Below are 16,034 nucleotides of genomic sequence, written 5' to 3'. Positions count from 1 at the left end.
GCGCCCGATGCCGAACCGGATGGCCGCCAACCCGCTCCCGGAATGACCGCCGCATTTCATCCGTTCGTGAATCTACACCCCGTTTCGAGATGGCCGTGTTACCAAAAGATAAACATGATTCAGCCCATTACGCCACCGGTCGGCCCGCATAACACACCTTTGACCACTGAAATTTGATTATCTATGACTATTCCCGTCAATCAGTGGCAAATCCCACTTTTCGGCAAGATCGCTGCGTCCATTGCCCGCGATTTTCTCCGAAATCCCGGAATAAATCCGGACGTCCCGCTCTGCGAGTCGATAATCGCCGCGCGCGTGCCCCACCGGCACCGCGCGGAGAACGCACGCGCCCGGGTCGTTCGTTACAGCGTCGTAACCAAACGCCAGCGCCGCCGGTCAGGTCCGCAGTGCCGCCTCGCGTTGCCGGGCCTGCCGATCGTGCAGGTTGCCACGGGCCGAAACGCCGTCGCCCGGCGTGAAACCGGCGGTGCCGGCCATCTCCTCCTGCAATGCAGCATAACCATCCATCACGAAGCGCGTGAGCTCGCCCCGGAAACGCGCCGAGCCGAAGCATTCGGCATTTGCACGGCACGCGTGCGGATCGAACGAACCCCGCGGCAGTGCTTCGAAGCGGGCTAGCGCGTCGACCAGCGCGTCGACCGTCTGCGCGCGGTAGAACAGGCCCGTTGCACCGGCGCACGGCCACGCACGCACCGACTCGCGCACGCCGCCCTTCCCGTAAGCGATCACGGGCGTGCCGCACGCCTGCGCCTCGACCGGCGAAATGCCGAAATCCTCTTCCGCCGCGAACACGAATGCGCGTGCGCGCTGCAGGTGGTCGTGCAGCACATCGAACGGCTGGTAGCCGAGCAGCGTAACGTTCGGCCCGGCAAGCGCGCGGATCTTCGCCATTTCAGGGCCGTCGCCGATCACGACGAGACGGCGCTCCGGCGTACGCGAAAACGCGTCGACGATCAGGTCGATCCGCTTGTACGGCACGAGCCGCGACGCGGTCAGGTAGAACGCGTCCTTGTCCGTGCGCAGCGACAGATGGTCGACGTCGACCGGCGGATAGATCACCGTCGCCTCGCGCCGGTAGGTCTTGCGGATGCGGCGCGCGATGAAGTGCGAATTCGCGGCCACGCGATCGACGCCGTTCGCCGAGCGCGCATCCCAGTTGCGGATGTAATGCAGCAGCGCCCGTGCGATCGCCGATTTCGGCCCGCGCGCGAGCCCCGCCTCGTTCAGGTACTGGTGCTGCAGATCCCACGCGTAGCGCACCGGCGAATGCACGTAGCTGGCGTGGAACTGGTCCGGGCCGCTCAGCACGCCCTTCGCGACCGCGTACGAGCTCGACAGCACGATGTCGTATTCCGACAGGTCGAACTGCTCGATCGCGAGCGGAAACAACGGCAGATAACCGCGGTAGCGCTTGCGCGCGAACGGCAGCTTCTGGATGAAGGACGTGCGCACCGCGCGGCCGCGCAGGCAGTCCCGATCCTCGAGGAAATCGACGAGGCTGTAGATATCGGCCTGCGGAAAGCAGTCGATCATGTGCGCCAGCACGCGTTCGGCGCCGCCAGGCACGACCAGCCAGTCGTGAACGATCGCAATCTTCAAGTACTGCCCCCGGTTCTTCATTCACGTTCGATGTCGGCAGACCGCGCAGTGCGGCCGCCGTGACGTGCCAATTATCGGAAAGCCCCGGCACGGCCGATGTGTGCTACCGCACATTGCGCCGCTGTCGGCGCGCGCATTGCCGTGCAGCACGCCGGCCGCGCGAAACCGCGGCGTGAGTGCGCTTTCGAACAGACCGGCGCGCGCGGCATCCGCATCATGACCATTGCCGCATCGCACGGAACGAACGCGTCCGTGGGGTACAGCGTGCTGAAGGCTTCACGCGAGGACCGCATCATGGAATGGCATTGTTGTGAATTCGAACATCTGAGCGCCGTCGATCTCTATGCAATCCTGCGCGCGCGCAACGCCGTGCTGGTGGTCGAGGACGCACACACGCATCTCGACATCGACGGCAAGGACGCCGGCGCGCTGCACGTGTATGCAAGCGTGCGCAACGGCGACACGGCGGAAGTCGCGGCCTACGCGCGCATCCTGCCCGGCGACGACATCGATCCGGATGTCGTGATCGACAAGGTACTGACAAGCGAGGCGTGTCGCGACGGCGATACGCTCGAACGCCTGATCGAACGCGCGCTGACCGCCGCGCTGGCCGCGTGGCCGGACGCCGCGCTCCGCACGCACGTTCCCGCGCCGCGCCAGGCCTTCTACAAACGCTTCGGATTCCGCAAGGCGTACGGCCCGTATCTCGAACAGGGCGCGCCGTTCGTCGGCATGATCCGGCCGGCCGATCGCGCCGCCGGTGCGCTGCGTCAACTGCTGTCCCGGGCCGTTTCGACGCCCCGGCCCCGAAACGAAGACGTGCTCGTCGACGGTCGCGCGCGCAACCGGCTGCCCGCCGATACCGGAGCCAATCGATGACCCGCACCCTTCACCCGGTTCCCGAACCCGACCTTCCGCGCATCCTGCCGGTCATCCTTGCCGGCGGCTCGGGCACGCGCCTCTGGCCGCTGTCGCGCGAGCAGTATCCGAAGCAACTGATCGAGCTGACCTCGAACGAATCGCCGCTGTCGGCGACGGCACGCCGCCTGAACGGCATCGCGAACGCATCGCTCGGCGACACGCTGCTGCTGGTGTGCGGCGAACAGCACCGCATCATGAGTGCCGCGCAAGTGGTCGGCCGTGCGGCGCCGGCGCGCATCCTGCTCGAGCCGGCCGCTCGCAACACGGCACCGGCGCTCACGCTCGCCGCGCTCGACGCGAGCGCGCTCGCGGACGATCCCGTGCTCGCGGTGATGCCGGCCGATCACGTGATCGCCGATGTCGGCGCATTCCAGGACACCATCGCGCGCGCGGCGCGTTACGCGCAGGAAGGCGCGATCGTCACGCTCGGCGTGCTGCCGCGCCGCGCGGAAACGGGCTACGGCTATATCCAGGTCGGCGAGCCGCGCACCGGCCGCCACGGCGGACAAGGCGGCTATTCCATCGGGCGCTTCGTCGAGAAACCCGACGCGACGCTCGCCGAACGCTACCTGCAGTCGGGCGACTACTGGTGGAACAGCGGGATTTTCGTCACGCGCGCGTCGGTCTGGCTAAAGGCGATCCGCACACTGGCGCCCGCGATTCATGCAGCCTGCGAAGCGGCGTGGCGCGCGGGCGTCGCCGAGGATCCGTTCTTCCGGATCGACGCGGCGGCGTTCGACGCCTGCCCGTCCGACTCGATCGACTACGCGGTCATGGAGCGCCTCGCCGAAAGCAGCGAGCTCGGCATCGAAGGGATCGTGGTGCCGCTCGCGGCCGGCTGGTCGGACGTCGGCACATGGGATGCGATCTGGGAAATCATGCCGAAGGACGATCACGGCAACGTCGCGCGCGGCCCGATCGTGTTCGAGGACACGCAGGACAGCTTCGTGCGTTCGGAGGGGCGGCTCATCGCATGCGTCGGGATGAAGGACGTCGTCGTGATCGAAACGCCCGATGCGGTGCTGGTCGCGAACAAGCACGACGTTCAGCGCGTGAAGAACATCGTCGCGCGCCTGAAGAGCGACCGGCGTCCGCAGGCGAGCGAGCACCGCAAGGTGCAGCGTCCGTGGGGGCATTACGATTCGATCGATCTCGGCGAACGGTTCCAGGTGAAGCGGATCGTCGTCGAACCGGGCAAGCGGCTGTCGCTGCAGATGCACTATCACCGCGCCGAACACTGGATCGTCGTGCGCGGCACCGCGAAGGTGACGCGCGGCACCGAGACGTTCCTGCTCAGCGAGAACGAATCGACGTACATCGCCGTCGGCGAGGTGCATCGCCTCGAGAATCCCGGCCGGATTCCGCTCGAGATCATCGAGGTGCAATCGGGAAACTATCTCGGCGAAGACGATATCGTGCGCTTCGACGACCAGTACGGACGCGCGGTCGTCGACGCGCTGCCGGAAACGCGTGCGGTGCCGCCCGCTTCGCGGGAACCGCATGAGCGGGCCGTCGAAGGAGACGTCGTGCGGTAAGCGCGGTAAGCGCAGGCCGTGCACGCCGGCGCGCGCATCGTGTCGTCAATCGATGCCGCGCTGCGACCAGCGTGCCTGCCTCAGCGATTCGCGCACGCGCGGCAACTGCGACGTGTCCGCGCCCACCGTCACGCCTGTCGCGAGCGGCTGTACGGCCGCCGCCCCGCACTGCCCCACCTTCGATCCTCCTGCATTCGGGTGGCCCGCGGCGCAGCCTCCTCCGCCACCGCCCACCTGTACCGGCATCCCGCCGATCGCGGACAACCGGTTATCCGCGATCCGGTATTGCGACACGTTTCCCCATACGCGAATGCCGGCGAACCGCGCGCGCGACACGCGGTTGCCGATCACGGCCACGCGCGTCACCGAGCCCGACCACGTACTGACGTCGATCGCGGCCTGCTGCGTCAGCGGGCGCGGATCGGTGCGCGCGGTCGCGGTCTGGATATCCGAGATCTCGTTGTTCTCGACCAGCACGCCGGACGCGCCGTAGGTCCGGAAGCTGTCTTCCTGCGCGACGAGAATGCCCGCGCTCACCTGCACGTTGCGCACGATGTTGTTCGCGATCGTCACGTCCGCGCCGCCGACCACCGTGATGCCGCGCCCCCACGCATTGCCCTCGAGCGAGTTGCCGGTAATCAGCACGTTGCGGCTGAGCACGCCGTCGCCCTGGTAGCTCACCACGGCAATCATGTCGTCGCCGGTGCCGCGCACGACGTTACCCTGCACGAGCACGTTGCGCGCGCCGTGCGTGATGTGGATGCCGTCCGCCAGCGTCGCCAGCACCTCGTTGCCGACGATCGCGACATCCGCTCCGCCGAACACGAAAATGCCGCCGCCTCCGCCGTCGATCGCGTTGTCGAGCACCTGCACGCCGCGCCCGGTCACTTCGATCTTGGTCGATTTCGGCGTTTCCATCCGCGTCGAGCCGGTTCCTGCCAGCCAGAATCCGACGATCGTCGTGCCGTCGCCGCGCATCTCGATCGTCTGGTCGTCCGGCTCGGTCGCGATCAGCGTCGCGCCGTAACCCGACAGCACGACCTGCGCTTGCCGAACGACGAGCGAACGGCCGACGATGTAGCGCCCCGGCGCGAACACGAGCCGCTGGCCGGGATGCAGCGCGTCCAGCGCGCGTTGCAGCGCGTCGGCCTGGTCCGCGCCGTCGCGTGCGGGGTCGACATGCGCATCCGGCACCGTCGCGCGGATCGCGCCCTGCGCCGCGGATGCGGCCGCCGCCGCGGCGTGCGCAGCCAGCGCGGGACTACCCATCGCCCATACGCCGAGCATCGCGCAGCAGAGACGGGAAAGGCATCGGCGTCTACGCATGCCGGACGCTTCCACGCGTGTCATGCGGCCTGCGGGCGCACAACCGCCCCGCGCCCCGGCCACGACGGAAATCCGGCCACCCGAGCAGTCCCCGTGCGCAACGCGATCAGGTAGACCGCCATCGGAACCGCCACGCCGGCGAGCGTGCCGAGCGCGAGGTGAGCCGCGAGACTGCCGACGCCCGCGCGCATCAGCACGATGCGCACGCCGCCCATCACCACGATATGCATCAGGTAGATCGGCATCGACGCCCACCCGACCGCCGCCAGCCACCCGGCCCGCGCGGGGGACGACGCATACCGGTACGCGAACTGCAGCATCAGCGCGATGCCGGCGAACGCGGCGGGCACGGCCCAGACGCTCGTTGCACCACCCAGGCCGTGCGCCAAAACGACCGCCGCGACGAAGACCGCCGCCGTCACCGCGCATGCCACGGGATGGCTGTGGCGTTCGAGCCATCCCGGCAACGCGCGCGATGCAACGACGCCGGCCACGAAGAACGGCCAGTTCATCAGCGTCGTCGACAGGATGCCCCATTGCGTCGCCGCGCCGACGGCCAGCCCGAGCACCGCGCTTGCCATGAGCGCGCCGCGGATGCGCGGCGGCATCGGTACCTGCGCAAATGCAGGCACCCGCCGCGCAAGCAGCCAGACGCCGATCATGCAAAGCATCAGCGCATACAGGAACCAGAACTGCGCGAACGGCCGCCAGCCGATCGCCAGCAGGTCGGCGAGCGTGAATGGATGATTGGTGCCGTGCGACGCCATCGCGATCTGCACCCCGCCTTGCAGGACCGACCACAGCAGGTATGGATAGACGATCGTCCGCACCTTCGACCCCATGAAGCGGTGCGGCGCGCTGCGCAACGAGCCGCAGACGTGCAGCCCGGACAGGAAGAAGAACAGCGGCATGTGGAACGTGTAGATCACGTAGTCGATCCATGCGAACACGGTATCGGGCAGGCCGGCCGGCACGAGGCCCGACGAGGCGACTCCGCGCAACACGTGTCCGTAGACGACAAGAATGATCCCCGCGCCACGGGCGACGTCGAGGCTGGTTTCGCGTGCGGTCGTAGTCATGTGAGCGGTCGATGCGGCGGCGCCGTCAGGGCGCGCGCGTTGCGAGTGGTCATGAGACGTTCCACTCTATGCATGCCGGCGGCGAAAGACTGTGGGCTGGGCGACAGTTAGCCGATATCGGGCGCGTGCCGGATCGCCGCGACGCGCGCGGCTGCGGGCGACGCCCGTTGCGGCTGCTTTGCGAACCACCGGAACACGACGATCAACAGCACGACAGGTACGAAGTTGCGGCCGCTGAACAGGTTCGGAATCCGCAGGATTTCCATCAGCGACACATAAAGCACCGCGTGCGCGCAGCACCAGAAGCCGTTCCCGCTCCGCCACCCCGCGTAGCCGCGACCGAACACCCAGCCGGCAAACGCCGCGTTCAGCAACCCGAACCAGCCCCATTCGTAGAAGTGGACGAAGATGCCCGACGGATTGTTGAACTCGGGGTCGGCGTAGCTGTTCAGGAACAGGTCTAGACTGTCGCCCGAATCGAGCCACGGCTGCAGCGTCGCGCCGACCACCGGGAAGCGCAGCAGCCAGTCGAACGTGAACATCGGATGCCCGCTGCCCCAGCCGAGCACGTTGAGGATCCCGGCGCCGTTGTTCAGCGACGTCGAGTAGTACAGGCCCAGGCGTTCGAGCGCGAAATCGAAGATGTTGTCGTAGATGTTGATGTAGTAGGTCTCCCACGAACGGTTGTATTCGTTCACGATGAACAGGCCGAGCAGCAGCGGAATCGCCGCATACGGCCCGAGCGCCAGGAGCCGCGAACGCTTGCGGCCGAACCGGAACCGCACGACCATCAGCGCGAACGGCAATACCATCTCGATGATCGCAAGCCGTTCCGCGAAGATGAAGCTGCGCAGCAGCGTCAGCACGGTGAGCACGGCCAGGTACGCCTTGTAGCGGTTGAACCCCTTGACCGGCGTCCGGAACACGTAGAAATACAGCGCGACGAACGGCGCCGTCGCCTGCGTGAAGGTGCTCAGGCCGGTGACGCGCCCTTTCAGCTCGATCAGCTCGAACGTGTTCGCCGTGCCGGACAGGAACGACAACAGCACGGCCGGATGCGCGAGGATGCCGCTCATCATCACGAGATAGCCGAACAGCGCGAGCGCGAACACGAAATCGAGCACGCGCGGCGACAGCTCGACCGGCCCGTCGTCCGGCACGCGCCGGAACTGCGCGTCGGTCGCCGCGAACCACGCGGACGCGGTCAGCACCAGCAGGAACAGGCCGCCCGCGAACGCGGCGTAGCCGTCGAAATAGATGCGCGCGATCGACTTCTGATCGCCGAGCAGGCCGATCGACAGCATCGCGTACAACGGCAGGATGAAGATCAGCACGAGCCGCGCCGGATCCTCCCACCAGTAACCCGCGTAACCGGCAGCCCGGCCGGCGCGCGCCGCCCGGCGCAACGTCGCCGGCTGTCGCTGCCGCACGCGCACGCCGGCCGCCACTCGTTTGTTCATGATGTCCGTTCCATCGCTTCCCGTGCGCGCACCGCGCGAAACCCGGTGCCGCGTATTCGCCGCTCAGCGCGCCGGCCGCCGCGCCGCCATCGCGCCGGCATAGCCGGACGCGGCCTGATGGGTGTTCGCCTCCGTGTATCCGTAGTCGTACCGTCCCGGCGCGCCCTTGAAATCGTTCAGGATCACGCCGCGTACGTCGATATGCGCGTGCTCGAGCCGCCGTGCGCTTTCGTCGAGTTCCGTCAGCGTCGTCACGCCGCTGCGCGCGACGAGGAACACGGTCCCGGCCAGGCGTCCGAGCACCAGCGCGTCGGCCACCGGCAGCAGCGGCGGCGCGTCGATCACGACCATGTCGTAGCGCGACGCGACGCGCTCGATCAGTTCCGCGAGCGCGGGCTGCAGCAGCAGTTCGCCCGGATCGGGCACGACGTTGCCCATCGGCATGAAATCGAGGCCGGGCATCGCGTCGCGCCTGATCGCCTGGTCGAGCGCGTGCGTACCCGCCACCACATCCGCCAGGCCCGGCGCGCGGCTGTAGCGAAACCGCTCGTGCAGCGAGCCCTTGCGCAGGTCCGCGTCGATCAGCAGCACGCGCCGCTTCGCGGCACCCACCAGCGACGCGAGATTCGCGGCGACGAACGACTTGCCGACGCCCGTTGTCGGCCCCGAGATCAGCACGACGCGGTTCGGTGCGTCGGGCATCGATAATTGCAGCGCCGTGCGGAAATTGCGCAGGCTTTCGAGCGCCGCGCCCTCCGGGGCGCCCGGCGGCTCCGGCTTGCGCGCGGCGCGCCGCCGTGCTCCCTTCGACGGCGGCACGGCTTGCCCGGACACCGGGCTGTGCGGCACCGCCGCGAACACCGGCAGGCCTGTCGACCATTCGATTTCCTCGGCGTCGCCGACCGTGCCGGCGACACGCTGCCGCACGATCACGACCGCGGCACCCGCCAGCAGGCCGAGGATCAGCGACGCGATCACGGCCATCCCGCGATGCGGCCCGGTGGGCGTCTCGGCGACCTTCGCGGCATCGACGATCCGCACGGTACCGGTCTTGCTGGCCCGCGCGAGGATCATCTGCTGGCGCGTGTTGAGCAGGTTCGTGTAGAGCGCGGTATCGACGGCCACGTCGCGCTGCAGTTGCAGCACGCCCTGCTCGACGGTCGGCAACTGCTGGATCTGCTTGCGCACCGTATCGAGCGAATGCTGGGCGTCGGCGAGCTGCGCGTCGACCGCGACGACGGCCGGATGCTTCGGCATGAACCGGGTCAGCAGCTCTTCACGGCGTTGCTGCAGCGTCTGCACGCGCGTCTCGATGTCGACCGACTGCTGCCGCAGCGCCAGCCCTTCGTCGCTCGTGTTGACGGTGCCGTGCGCCGCGCGGAACGCGTTGAAGCGGCTTTCCGCCTGTTCGAGCTGCGCCTTCAGTTGCGGCAACTGCGCGTCCATGAAACGGATCAGCTTGTCGGCCGCCGCGGACTTGCGCTGCGTGTTCTGCGCCAGATACGCGTCGCCGACCGCGTTCAGCACGCGGCTGTCGTGCACGGGATCGGTACCGTCGAGCGTCACGCCGATCATGTTCGACTGCTTGCCGCGCTCCGAGATCAGCGCGTTCTTCTGCAGCCACGCCGTCGCTTCTTCGTCGGCGTAGCGCGTCAGGTCGAAGCGCGCGCCGGGCTCGCCCGCGACGCCGCGCACGAACACGTCGAGCGGCCCCTGCGGCGTCTCGACGTGCAGCGGCTGGCCGACCCTGCCCTGCCATACCGGGCCCGTCCTGCCGAGCAAGCCCGTGCGCTGCAGCGTATAGGCGCCGTCGTTGCCGACGGTCAGCGCGAAACGCTTGCCGAGGAAACGCTTCGGCACGTCGAAGGTCGGTACGTCGATGCGCTCCGTGCCGTACACGTAACCGCCCGGCAGCGGCGACGACAGCCCGTCGGCCGCGTTCACGAACCGCCAGCCGACGATCGGCAGGTAATGCGGCCGCGCGTCGACGGCCAGGTTGGTATCGTCGACCGCGCGCGCCATCACCGCGCGCGATTTCAGCACCTCGATCTCGGTCGACGCATCGGTCTTCAGGTCGAACACCGACGACGGATCGCCCGGCGGCGAGTTCGGCTTCGACTCGGTCGGGCTCTGCTCGACCTGGAACAGGATGTCGGTCCGGTAGACGGGGCGCGCGCAAAGCGCATAGACGGCCCCGGCAAGCGCGCCCGCGAGCGCCGTGCACAGGATCAGCCGCCGGCCGCCGACCAGCATGGTCCAGTAGCGGCGGTACGGATAGGACGGCCGCAACGTGGGCCCGTCGTGCGGGTCAGGCAGGGTCAGGGAGTTCATGCAGGATCAGTCCCGTAGGCGCGACGAATCGCGATCGCGAAATCGGTCACGAAGTTCACGGCGAAATGGCCTTGGCCGTCAGCGCACCCTGCGCGGACGACGGAATCAGCAGGTTGACGACACGGCTCCAGCGCACCAGCGACGACGCATCGACGAACACCACGTCGCGACGCTCGAGCGGGAACCGGTCGGCCAGCGCGAACGAGGCCGGCGAACTCCCGTCGAGGTGATAGACCTGCGGCCGGTTGCCGGGCCCGCGCCGCACCACGTATACCTGCCGCGCGTCCGCCGTGTACTGGCTGACGCCGCCCGTGTCGCCGAGCGCTTCGCCGAGGCTCATCCGGCCGTCGGTCAGCGTCAGCGTCGCCGGACGCGACACTTCGCCGAGCACGAACACCTTGCTGTCGCTCGCCGCGCGCACGCGCACGAGATCGCCGTCGTGCAACAGGATGCTGGTCGGGTTGATGCCCGCGGCCAGCATGGCCGGCAGGCTCACCGTCACGGTCTTGTCGCCGCGCGTCACCGACACCCGGGAGCGGTCGGCCGTCGCGGTGAAGCCGCCCGCGCGGTCGATCGCCTCGGGCAGCGTCATCGGCATGTCGTTGACGATCTGCAGCCCCGGCGTGCGCACTTCGCCGTCGAGATAGACGCGCTTGCTGCGGTATGCCTGGACGCGCACCGCGATCTGCGGCTTGCGCACGTATTCGCCGAGCCGCTTCGTCAGCACCGCGCGCGCCTGCGCCTCGGTCAGCCCTGCCACGTGCACGAGGCCCGCATAGGCGAACTGCACGCTGCCGCTCGCGTCCACCGTATAACCGGTCGCGACCGAGCTGGCGCCGACGCCGTCGCCGCCGCCCGTCGTCTGGGTCGTCGGCAGGTTCAGTTCCGGGTGATCCCACACGACGATGCTCAGCACGTCGCCGGGGCCGATCACGTACGGCTTCGGCGTGCCGAACAGCTGGCGGATTTCCGCGTCGACACTGGCCGACTGTGCCGCATGCTGCTGCTCGACGAACGCCGGCGTGATCTCGATCAGATCCTCGCCCGATACGTTCTGAACGCCGTCGAGGCCGCCCGAACCCGATGCGTCGGCACCCACGCGCGCATTCGCGTCGCGTTCGGCAGGCGCGCGATACGTCATGCCCGGCGCCAGCGCGCACGCGCTCAGCGCGCACACGGCGGCCGCCAGCGCCACGCGCGACAGCCAGGGCGTGCGTGACAGCAGCCTGCCGGCCGTCGATTCCTTTTGCGTCGTCGTTGACATGGTGTCCTTCCGAAACTGTGCGGTAACCCGCCAAACGCGGCGGGCTCCGGCATTACGCTTGCCAGCGCGGCTCGCCATGCGGCGCCGCGCCTCCCTCGTCACCGCACGTCATTCCGTACGATTCGTCATGAACTGCTCTTCGTCACTTTCGTCGCTCGTCTGCATCCTGTCGGCCGGTTTCGCGTGCGCCGCCGATGCGCAATCCGTGCGGTCCGACCCGGCCGACGCGCCAGCCTTCGCATCGTCGGCGCTGATTGCGCCGGCCCCGCTGCAGCGTTCGGCGCAAACCGCGACCGCCGGCATCGCAACCGCGGCATCCGATGCCGCGGCACCGGACCTTGCGCTTCCCGGCATTCGCACCACCGCGGAACCGGCATCGCGCGCCCGCAGCACGCTGCGGCGGCCGCTCGTGCCGGGCCGTCCGAGCCGCCCGAAAGCGGCCAGCGCGCCCACAGACGACGCGTGGCGCAACGACACGCTGTACGCATCGCCGTACACGACGTCGCCCTATGCGCAGCCAGGCGATCCGGACTGATGCGATCCGGCCGGTCATGCACGGGCGTGACGGCGCCTGCACCGATACACGATTGGACACCGCCGCGACTGGCGCGTCTGTGAGCGAGCCCACCGAACGCCGATCTTCATACGAAGCGGGGATCGCACCCCGTAATCCGCGCAACCGCGATGCGCGTCACGAACTTCCGACCGATACGTTCGCGTACGGCCGCCCGGCTGCGTCGGGTACGGACGGATCGGCGACGCGTGCGGCCGGCCAGCCCGGGGCGCCGCCCAGCGCCTGCATGCAGAGATCGATCACGGCGGCCGTTCCCGCCGCGCCGTACAGCGCGTGGTCGACCTGCGGCATCAGGTGCAGGCGCACATGGCGCGAGCGCCGAAACGCGCACTCGACCGAGCCGAAGTGGCGCCGGACGTCGTCGATGCCGGGATCGAGCGCGCCGTATACGAGCATCGTCCACACGTTGCGCTGCGCGAGCTCGCGCATCATGCCGCGCGGCGTACCCGCGCGCGGCTTCCAGCCGACGCGCGCGGCCGCCGCCTTCACCGGCACGCTGATGCGCGCGATACCGTTCGCCGCCACCGCGCGCAGGATCGGACGCAGGTCGCGCCGCTCGGCGACGAGCCGCTTCCAGCGCCGCCAGTCGCGCACCGACAGCCAGTAGCCGCGCACCGAGTTGATCCGCTGCTTCTGCGCCGCTTCGAGCGTGAGCCCGGCCGGCCACACGAAGCGCGCGAGATTGATCGCGATCACGCCGCCGAGCGACGCCGTTTTCACCGCCGCATGCAACGCCGCGTACGCGCCGGAACAGATGCCGGCCGCGATCACGTCCGGATGGCCGATCGCACGCAGCCAGTCCGCCGCCGCCGCGACGTCGTCGATCGCCTGCGGCGAATACACGACGCCCGACTGGTCGTCCGGCGCACCGAACCCGCTGTCACCGACGCCGGTCACGTCGATCCGCAACGTCGTCACGCCGGCCCGCGCCAGTGCGCGGGCGATGCGCACGCCGAAGCGCCCCTCGCCGCTGCGCAGATTCGTCGACGTGTTCGCGATCACGAGCGCCGGGCCGACCGGCGTTGCCGGCCGCGTCCCCGCCGGACGGCACAGCACGCCGACCAGCCGGCCCGGGCCGACCGCGACGACCTGCTCCGTCATGTCGCCCATGTCGAGCGCGACGGCCGACTCGCCGCTCCACGTACCGACCGTGTGCGGTGAAACGCGGGCGACGGCCGTATCCGGTGCGCACCCGACGATCCAGTTCACCAGCGCGTCGATCGCCGCGTGCGGCAGGCGCGAGCGCGTGCCGTCCAGCATCGTCGTCGGCCATTCGCGGAACGGATCGCACGTCACGTCCACGCCGCGCGCCAGCAACGCGTCGCGCAACGCGGGCCCGTCGCCCTGCTCCGGCTGGATCAGCAGCATCGCGCCGGGCAGCGCCGGCGCGTCGCGCACCACGTCGCACAGATCGGTTGCCTTCAGCGCATCGACGAAATCGGCCGGGTAGCGATGCCCGAGCACGTTCATGCACGGCTCGTCGCGATGCGCGTCACGAATCGCGGGCGGCGTCGTATCGAGCCACTGACGATGCACGAACGACAGCTCGCGCAGGTATGCACGGCCGCGCACGACCGGCGACAGCGCCACCATCGCATCGATGCGCGGCGACGTGTGCCGGCCCGCGATGCGCGGCGACGTGTGCCGGCCCGCGCCCGCGGCGGCCAGCATCGCGAACAGCGCACCCGCGCGGAGGCCGACGAGCGTCAGCGCGGTCACGCCCGCTTCGTCGCGCAGCAGCTCGATCGCGCGATGAATGCTGTCGATGCTGGCGGCATGCCGTCCGGCGTCGAGATCGTCGCCCGCGGAATCGCCGGCGCACGGATAGTTGAACCGCAACACCGTGACGCCCGCGCGGGCGAGACGCTCCGCGATCGCTCGCATGAGCTTGTGCGTCCACGCGGCCTCGTGGCCCAGCGATTCGCACAGGATCACGCCCTGTCCCGTCTGTCCTTCGTGCAGCCACCCCACACAGCTGCCGAACGTTATCGGTTTCACTCGGTACTCCTCGGATCGGTATTTGTTATTCCATGCGCATGCGCGCCGGCGGCTCCACCGGCATGCGCGGCTGCGCGATTCCCGCGGCGGGCCGGCGACGGCAGGAAGACCGGCTGCGGTCTTCCGCCGCGCCCCTGCGCGGCCCGCTCGCCGTGTTCCATGCGCCGCACTGCCGCACGCGCGAGCCGGCCTCGCGCAAGCGCGCGCCGGCCGGCATGCGTGACATTCGCCGCGTTGCACCGGCTTCATCCGCTCGCGGGCCGGTCGTGCTGCCGGTTGCAGGCTTCGCCTGCATCATTTCCGCCGCGGACGAAACAGTGCGTCTGATTAGATCATTCGGCCCGATCGGCCTTCGGTGCGCCAGCTTACAAATGCATTCATCACCGCGGCGATACAACACGGCGCGCCCTGTCGCGATTCGTTCCGCCCGTGCGAATGGAATCCGCGAACGGTAGGCTCGCGAACAATGCGTCGCCGCGCGGCCCGTATCATGGCCGCCATACGATGTGATGCAGCCGTGCCGGCATCGCCGGAACGGGTCGCGAATCCTCGCAGCCGGGTCAGCGCCGACCGGCCGCGCATCCGCACGGCAGCACGCAACCCGCCGCCATGCGATACCCAACGGCGCCGACCGAGCGAATGTCAAACCTCAAGAAGAACTTCCTGCTGCTGCTGACGCTGCAGATTTCGATGTATGCGGTGCCGCTGCTGATCGCGCCGCTGCTGACGCACGCACTGGGCCCGGAAGGCTATGGCCAGCTCGCGTTCTCGCTCGCGGTCATCGCGTATCTCACCAACTGCACGAGCTACAGCTTCGACCTGACCGCGACACCACGCATCGCGCTCGCCCGCGACGACCGCGCCGAACGCTCGCGCATCTTCTGGGCGACGCTGTACGCGCAGATCGGGATCGCGGCCGTCTGCTTCGTCGTGCTGGTGGTGCTGACGCTCGTGATCGGGCGCTTCGGCGAGGACCGCGACCTGTTGCTGATCGGGTTCGGCATGGTCGCCGGCGTGGCATTCACGCCCGGCTGGTATTTCCAGGGCATGGAGAAGCTGCGCGCGCTCAGCCTGATCCTGTTCGTCGGCCGCGTACTGAGCCTTCCCGCGATGTTCGCCGTCGTGCACAACCCGGCGGACATCGATCGCGCGATGATCGTCAACGCCGCCGTGCCGGTGCTGTCGGCGATCGCGCTGGCCGTCTACCTGTATCTCCATCGCGAAATCGACTTCGTCCGCGTCGGCGTTGCCGACATTGCCGAATCGCTGAAAGGCGGCTGGCAGGTGTTTCTCGCATCCACGTCGATCGCGTTCTACGCATCGACCAACACCGTGCTGCTCGGCTTCGTGTCGGGCAACGTCGCGGCCGGCTACTTCGCCGCCGGCGACAAGCTGATCCGCGCGGCGCTCAGCATGCTCCAGCCGCTGAAGGCCGCCACCTATCCGCGCATCAGCTACCTGATGCGGCATGCGCGCAACGACGCGTTCACGTTCCTGCGCAAGCTGTTCGTCGTGCAGGTCGTGATGGTGCTCGGCATCTCGCTGGTGATTTTCTTCGGTGCGCCGCTGGCGGTGCGCATCCTGTACGGCCCGTCGTACGAACCGACGGTTCACGTGCTGCGCTGGATGGCGTTCATCCCGTTCATGGCCGGCATGACCGACCTGTTCGGTGTGCAGACCATGCTGCCGCTCGGCATGAAAACGGCCTTCACGCGCATCCTGATGTCGTCCGGCATCCTTAACATCGTGCTGCTTCCGGTGCTCGCGAAGTATTTCGCCGAACTGGGCGCCGCCGCCGCCGTGCTGCTCGCGGAGGCTGCTGTTGCCGCCGCGCTCGCGGCCGTGGTCTATCGCGCCGGCATTCCGCTGCTCGGCAACGCTGTTGCGCGCCGCTAGCATGTGGCCGCATGACGGCGCTGCGCGGGC

Annotated in this window: 12 protein-coding genes; 5 read left to right on the top strand and 7 right to left on the bottom strand. The window is 68.7% G+C overall.

Translation table 11 applies throughout. The features are described from left to right. Positions 1–396: 396 nt before the first annotated feature. Positions 397–1,620 (bottom strand): glycosyltransferase family 4 protein, encoded by a 1,224-nt coding sequence (locus ACNQQL_RS01900; RefSeq protein WP_347063154.1) that lies wholly within the window; start codon positions 1,618–1,620, stop codon positions 397–399. A 216-nt stretch (positions 1,621–1,836) separates the two neighbouring features. Between ACNQQL_RS01900 and ACNQQL_RS01895 the strand changes: the two genes are divergently transcribed. Together ACNQQL_RS01895 and ACNQQL_RS01890 are read left to right on the top strand one after the other, a co-directional pair. Then, the gene (locus ACNQQL_RS01895) at positions 1,837–2,499 is read left to right on the top strand and encodes a drug:proton antiporter (RefSeq protein ID WP_347063006.1); all 663 of its coding nucleotides are present in this window, start codon (positions 1,837–1,839) and stop codon (positions 2,497–2,499) included. Beyond that, positions 2,496–4,076 carry a mannose-1-phosphate guanylyltransferase/mannose-6-phosphate isomerase gene (locus tag ACNQQL_RS01890; RefSeq protein WP_347063005.1) on the top strand — a complete coding sequence of 527 codons (1,581 nt, stop codon included), beginning with the start codon at positions 2,496–2,498 and terminating at the stop codon, positions 4,074–4,076. The genes ACNQQL_RS01895 and ACNQQL_RS01890 overlap by 4 nt, the downstream gene beginning before the upstream one ends. 45 nt (positions 4,077–4,121) lie before the next feature. Here the strand turns inward: ACNQQL_RS01890 and ACNQQL_RS01885 are convergent, their stop codons facing one another. From ACNQQL_RS01885 to ACNQQL_RS01865, 5 genes are all read right to left on the bottom strand, one after another. Further along, the gene (locus ACNQQL_RS01885; RefSeq protein ID WP_347063004.1) at positions 4,122–5,402 is read right to left on the bottom strand and encodes a right-handed parallel beta-helix repeat-containing protein; all 1,281 of its coding nucleotides are present in this window, start codon (positions 5,400–5,402) and stop codon (positions 4,122–4,124) included. 20 nt (positions 5,403–5,422) lie between these two features. Then, positions 5,423–6,481 (bottom strand): acyltransferase, encoded by a 1,059-nt coding sequence (locus ACNQQL_RS01880; protein WP_347063003.1) that lies wholly within the window; start codon positions 6,479–6,481, stop codon positions 5,423–5,425. A 107-nt stretch (positions 6,482–6,588) separates the two neighbouring features. After that, positions 6,589–7,941, bottom strand: coding sequence for an oligosaccharide repeat unit polymerase (locus tag ACNQQL_RS01875; protein WP_347063002.1), 1,353 nt, complete (start codon positions 7,939–7,941; stop codon positions 6,589–6,591). Positions 7,942–8,004: 63 nt separating this feature from the next. Continuing rightward, positions 8,005–10,272 (bottom strand): polysaccharide biosynthesis tyrosine autokinase, encoded by a 2,268-nt coding sequence (locus ACNQQL_RS01870; protein WP_347063001.1) that lies wholly within the window; start codon positions 10,270–10,272, stop codon positions 8,005–8,007. A gap of 55 nt (positions 10,273–10,327) precedes the next feature. Beyond that, positions 10,328–11,536 (bottom strand): polysaccharide biosynthesis/export family protein, encoded by a 1,209-nt coding sequence (locus ACNQQL_RS01865; RefSeq protein WP_347063000.1) that lies wholly within the window; start codon positions 11,534–11,536, stop codon positions 10,328–10,330. 127 nt (positions 11,537–11,663) lie between these two features. On the opposite strand from ACNQQL_RS01865, the gene ACNQQL_RS01860 reads away from it, so the two are divergent. After that, on the top strand, positions 11,664–12,071 hold the full coding sequence (locus tag ACNQQL_RS01860; RefSeq protein WP_347062999.1) for a hypothetical protein: 408 nt from the start codon (positions 11,664–11,666) through the stop codon (positions 12,069–12,071). A gap of 156 nt (positions 12,072–12,227) precedes the next feature. On the opposite strand, the gene ACNQQL_RS01855 is transcribed toward ACNQQL_RS01860, so the two are convergent. Next, positions 12,228–14,108: an alpha/beta hydrolase gene (locus ACNQQL_RS01855; protein ID WP_347062998.1), complete on the bottom strand. Its 1,881-nt coding sequence runs from the start codon at positions 14,106–14,108 to the stop codon at positions 12,228–12,230. A 32-nt stretch (positions 14,109–14,140) separates the two neighbouring features. Here ACNQQL_RS01855 and ACNQQL_RS01850 point away from each other — a divergent pair, with 32 nt between their 5' ends. Beyond that, complete coding sequence (locus ACNQQL_RS01850; RefSeq protein WP_347062997.1) at positions 14,141–14,563, top strand: hypothetical protein; 423 nt, start codon at positions 14,141–14,143, stop codon at positions 14,561–14,563. A gap of 184 nt (positions 14,564–14,747) precedes the next feature. Further along, positions 14,748–16,004, top strand: coding sequence for an oligosaccharide flippase family protein (locus ACNQQL_RS01845; RefSeq protein ID WP_347062996.1), 1,257 nt, complete (start codon positions 14,748–14,750; stop codon positions 16,002–16,004). Positions 16,005–16,034 lie beyond the last annotated feature (30 nt).

The organism is Burkholderia sp. LFS061 (genome assembly GCF_047978125.1).
Lineage (GTDB): Bacteria > Pseudomonadota > Gammaproteobacteria > Burkholderiales > Burkholderiaceae > Burkholderia > Burkholderia pyrrocinia_C.
The sequence above is the reverse complement of the archived record's forward strand: the minus strand, read 5'-3'. Positions and strand labels throughout refer to the sequence as shown.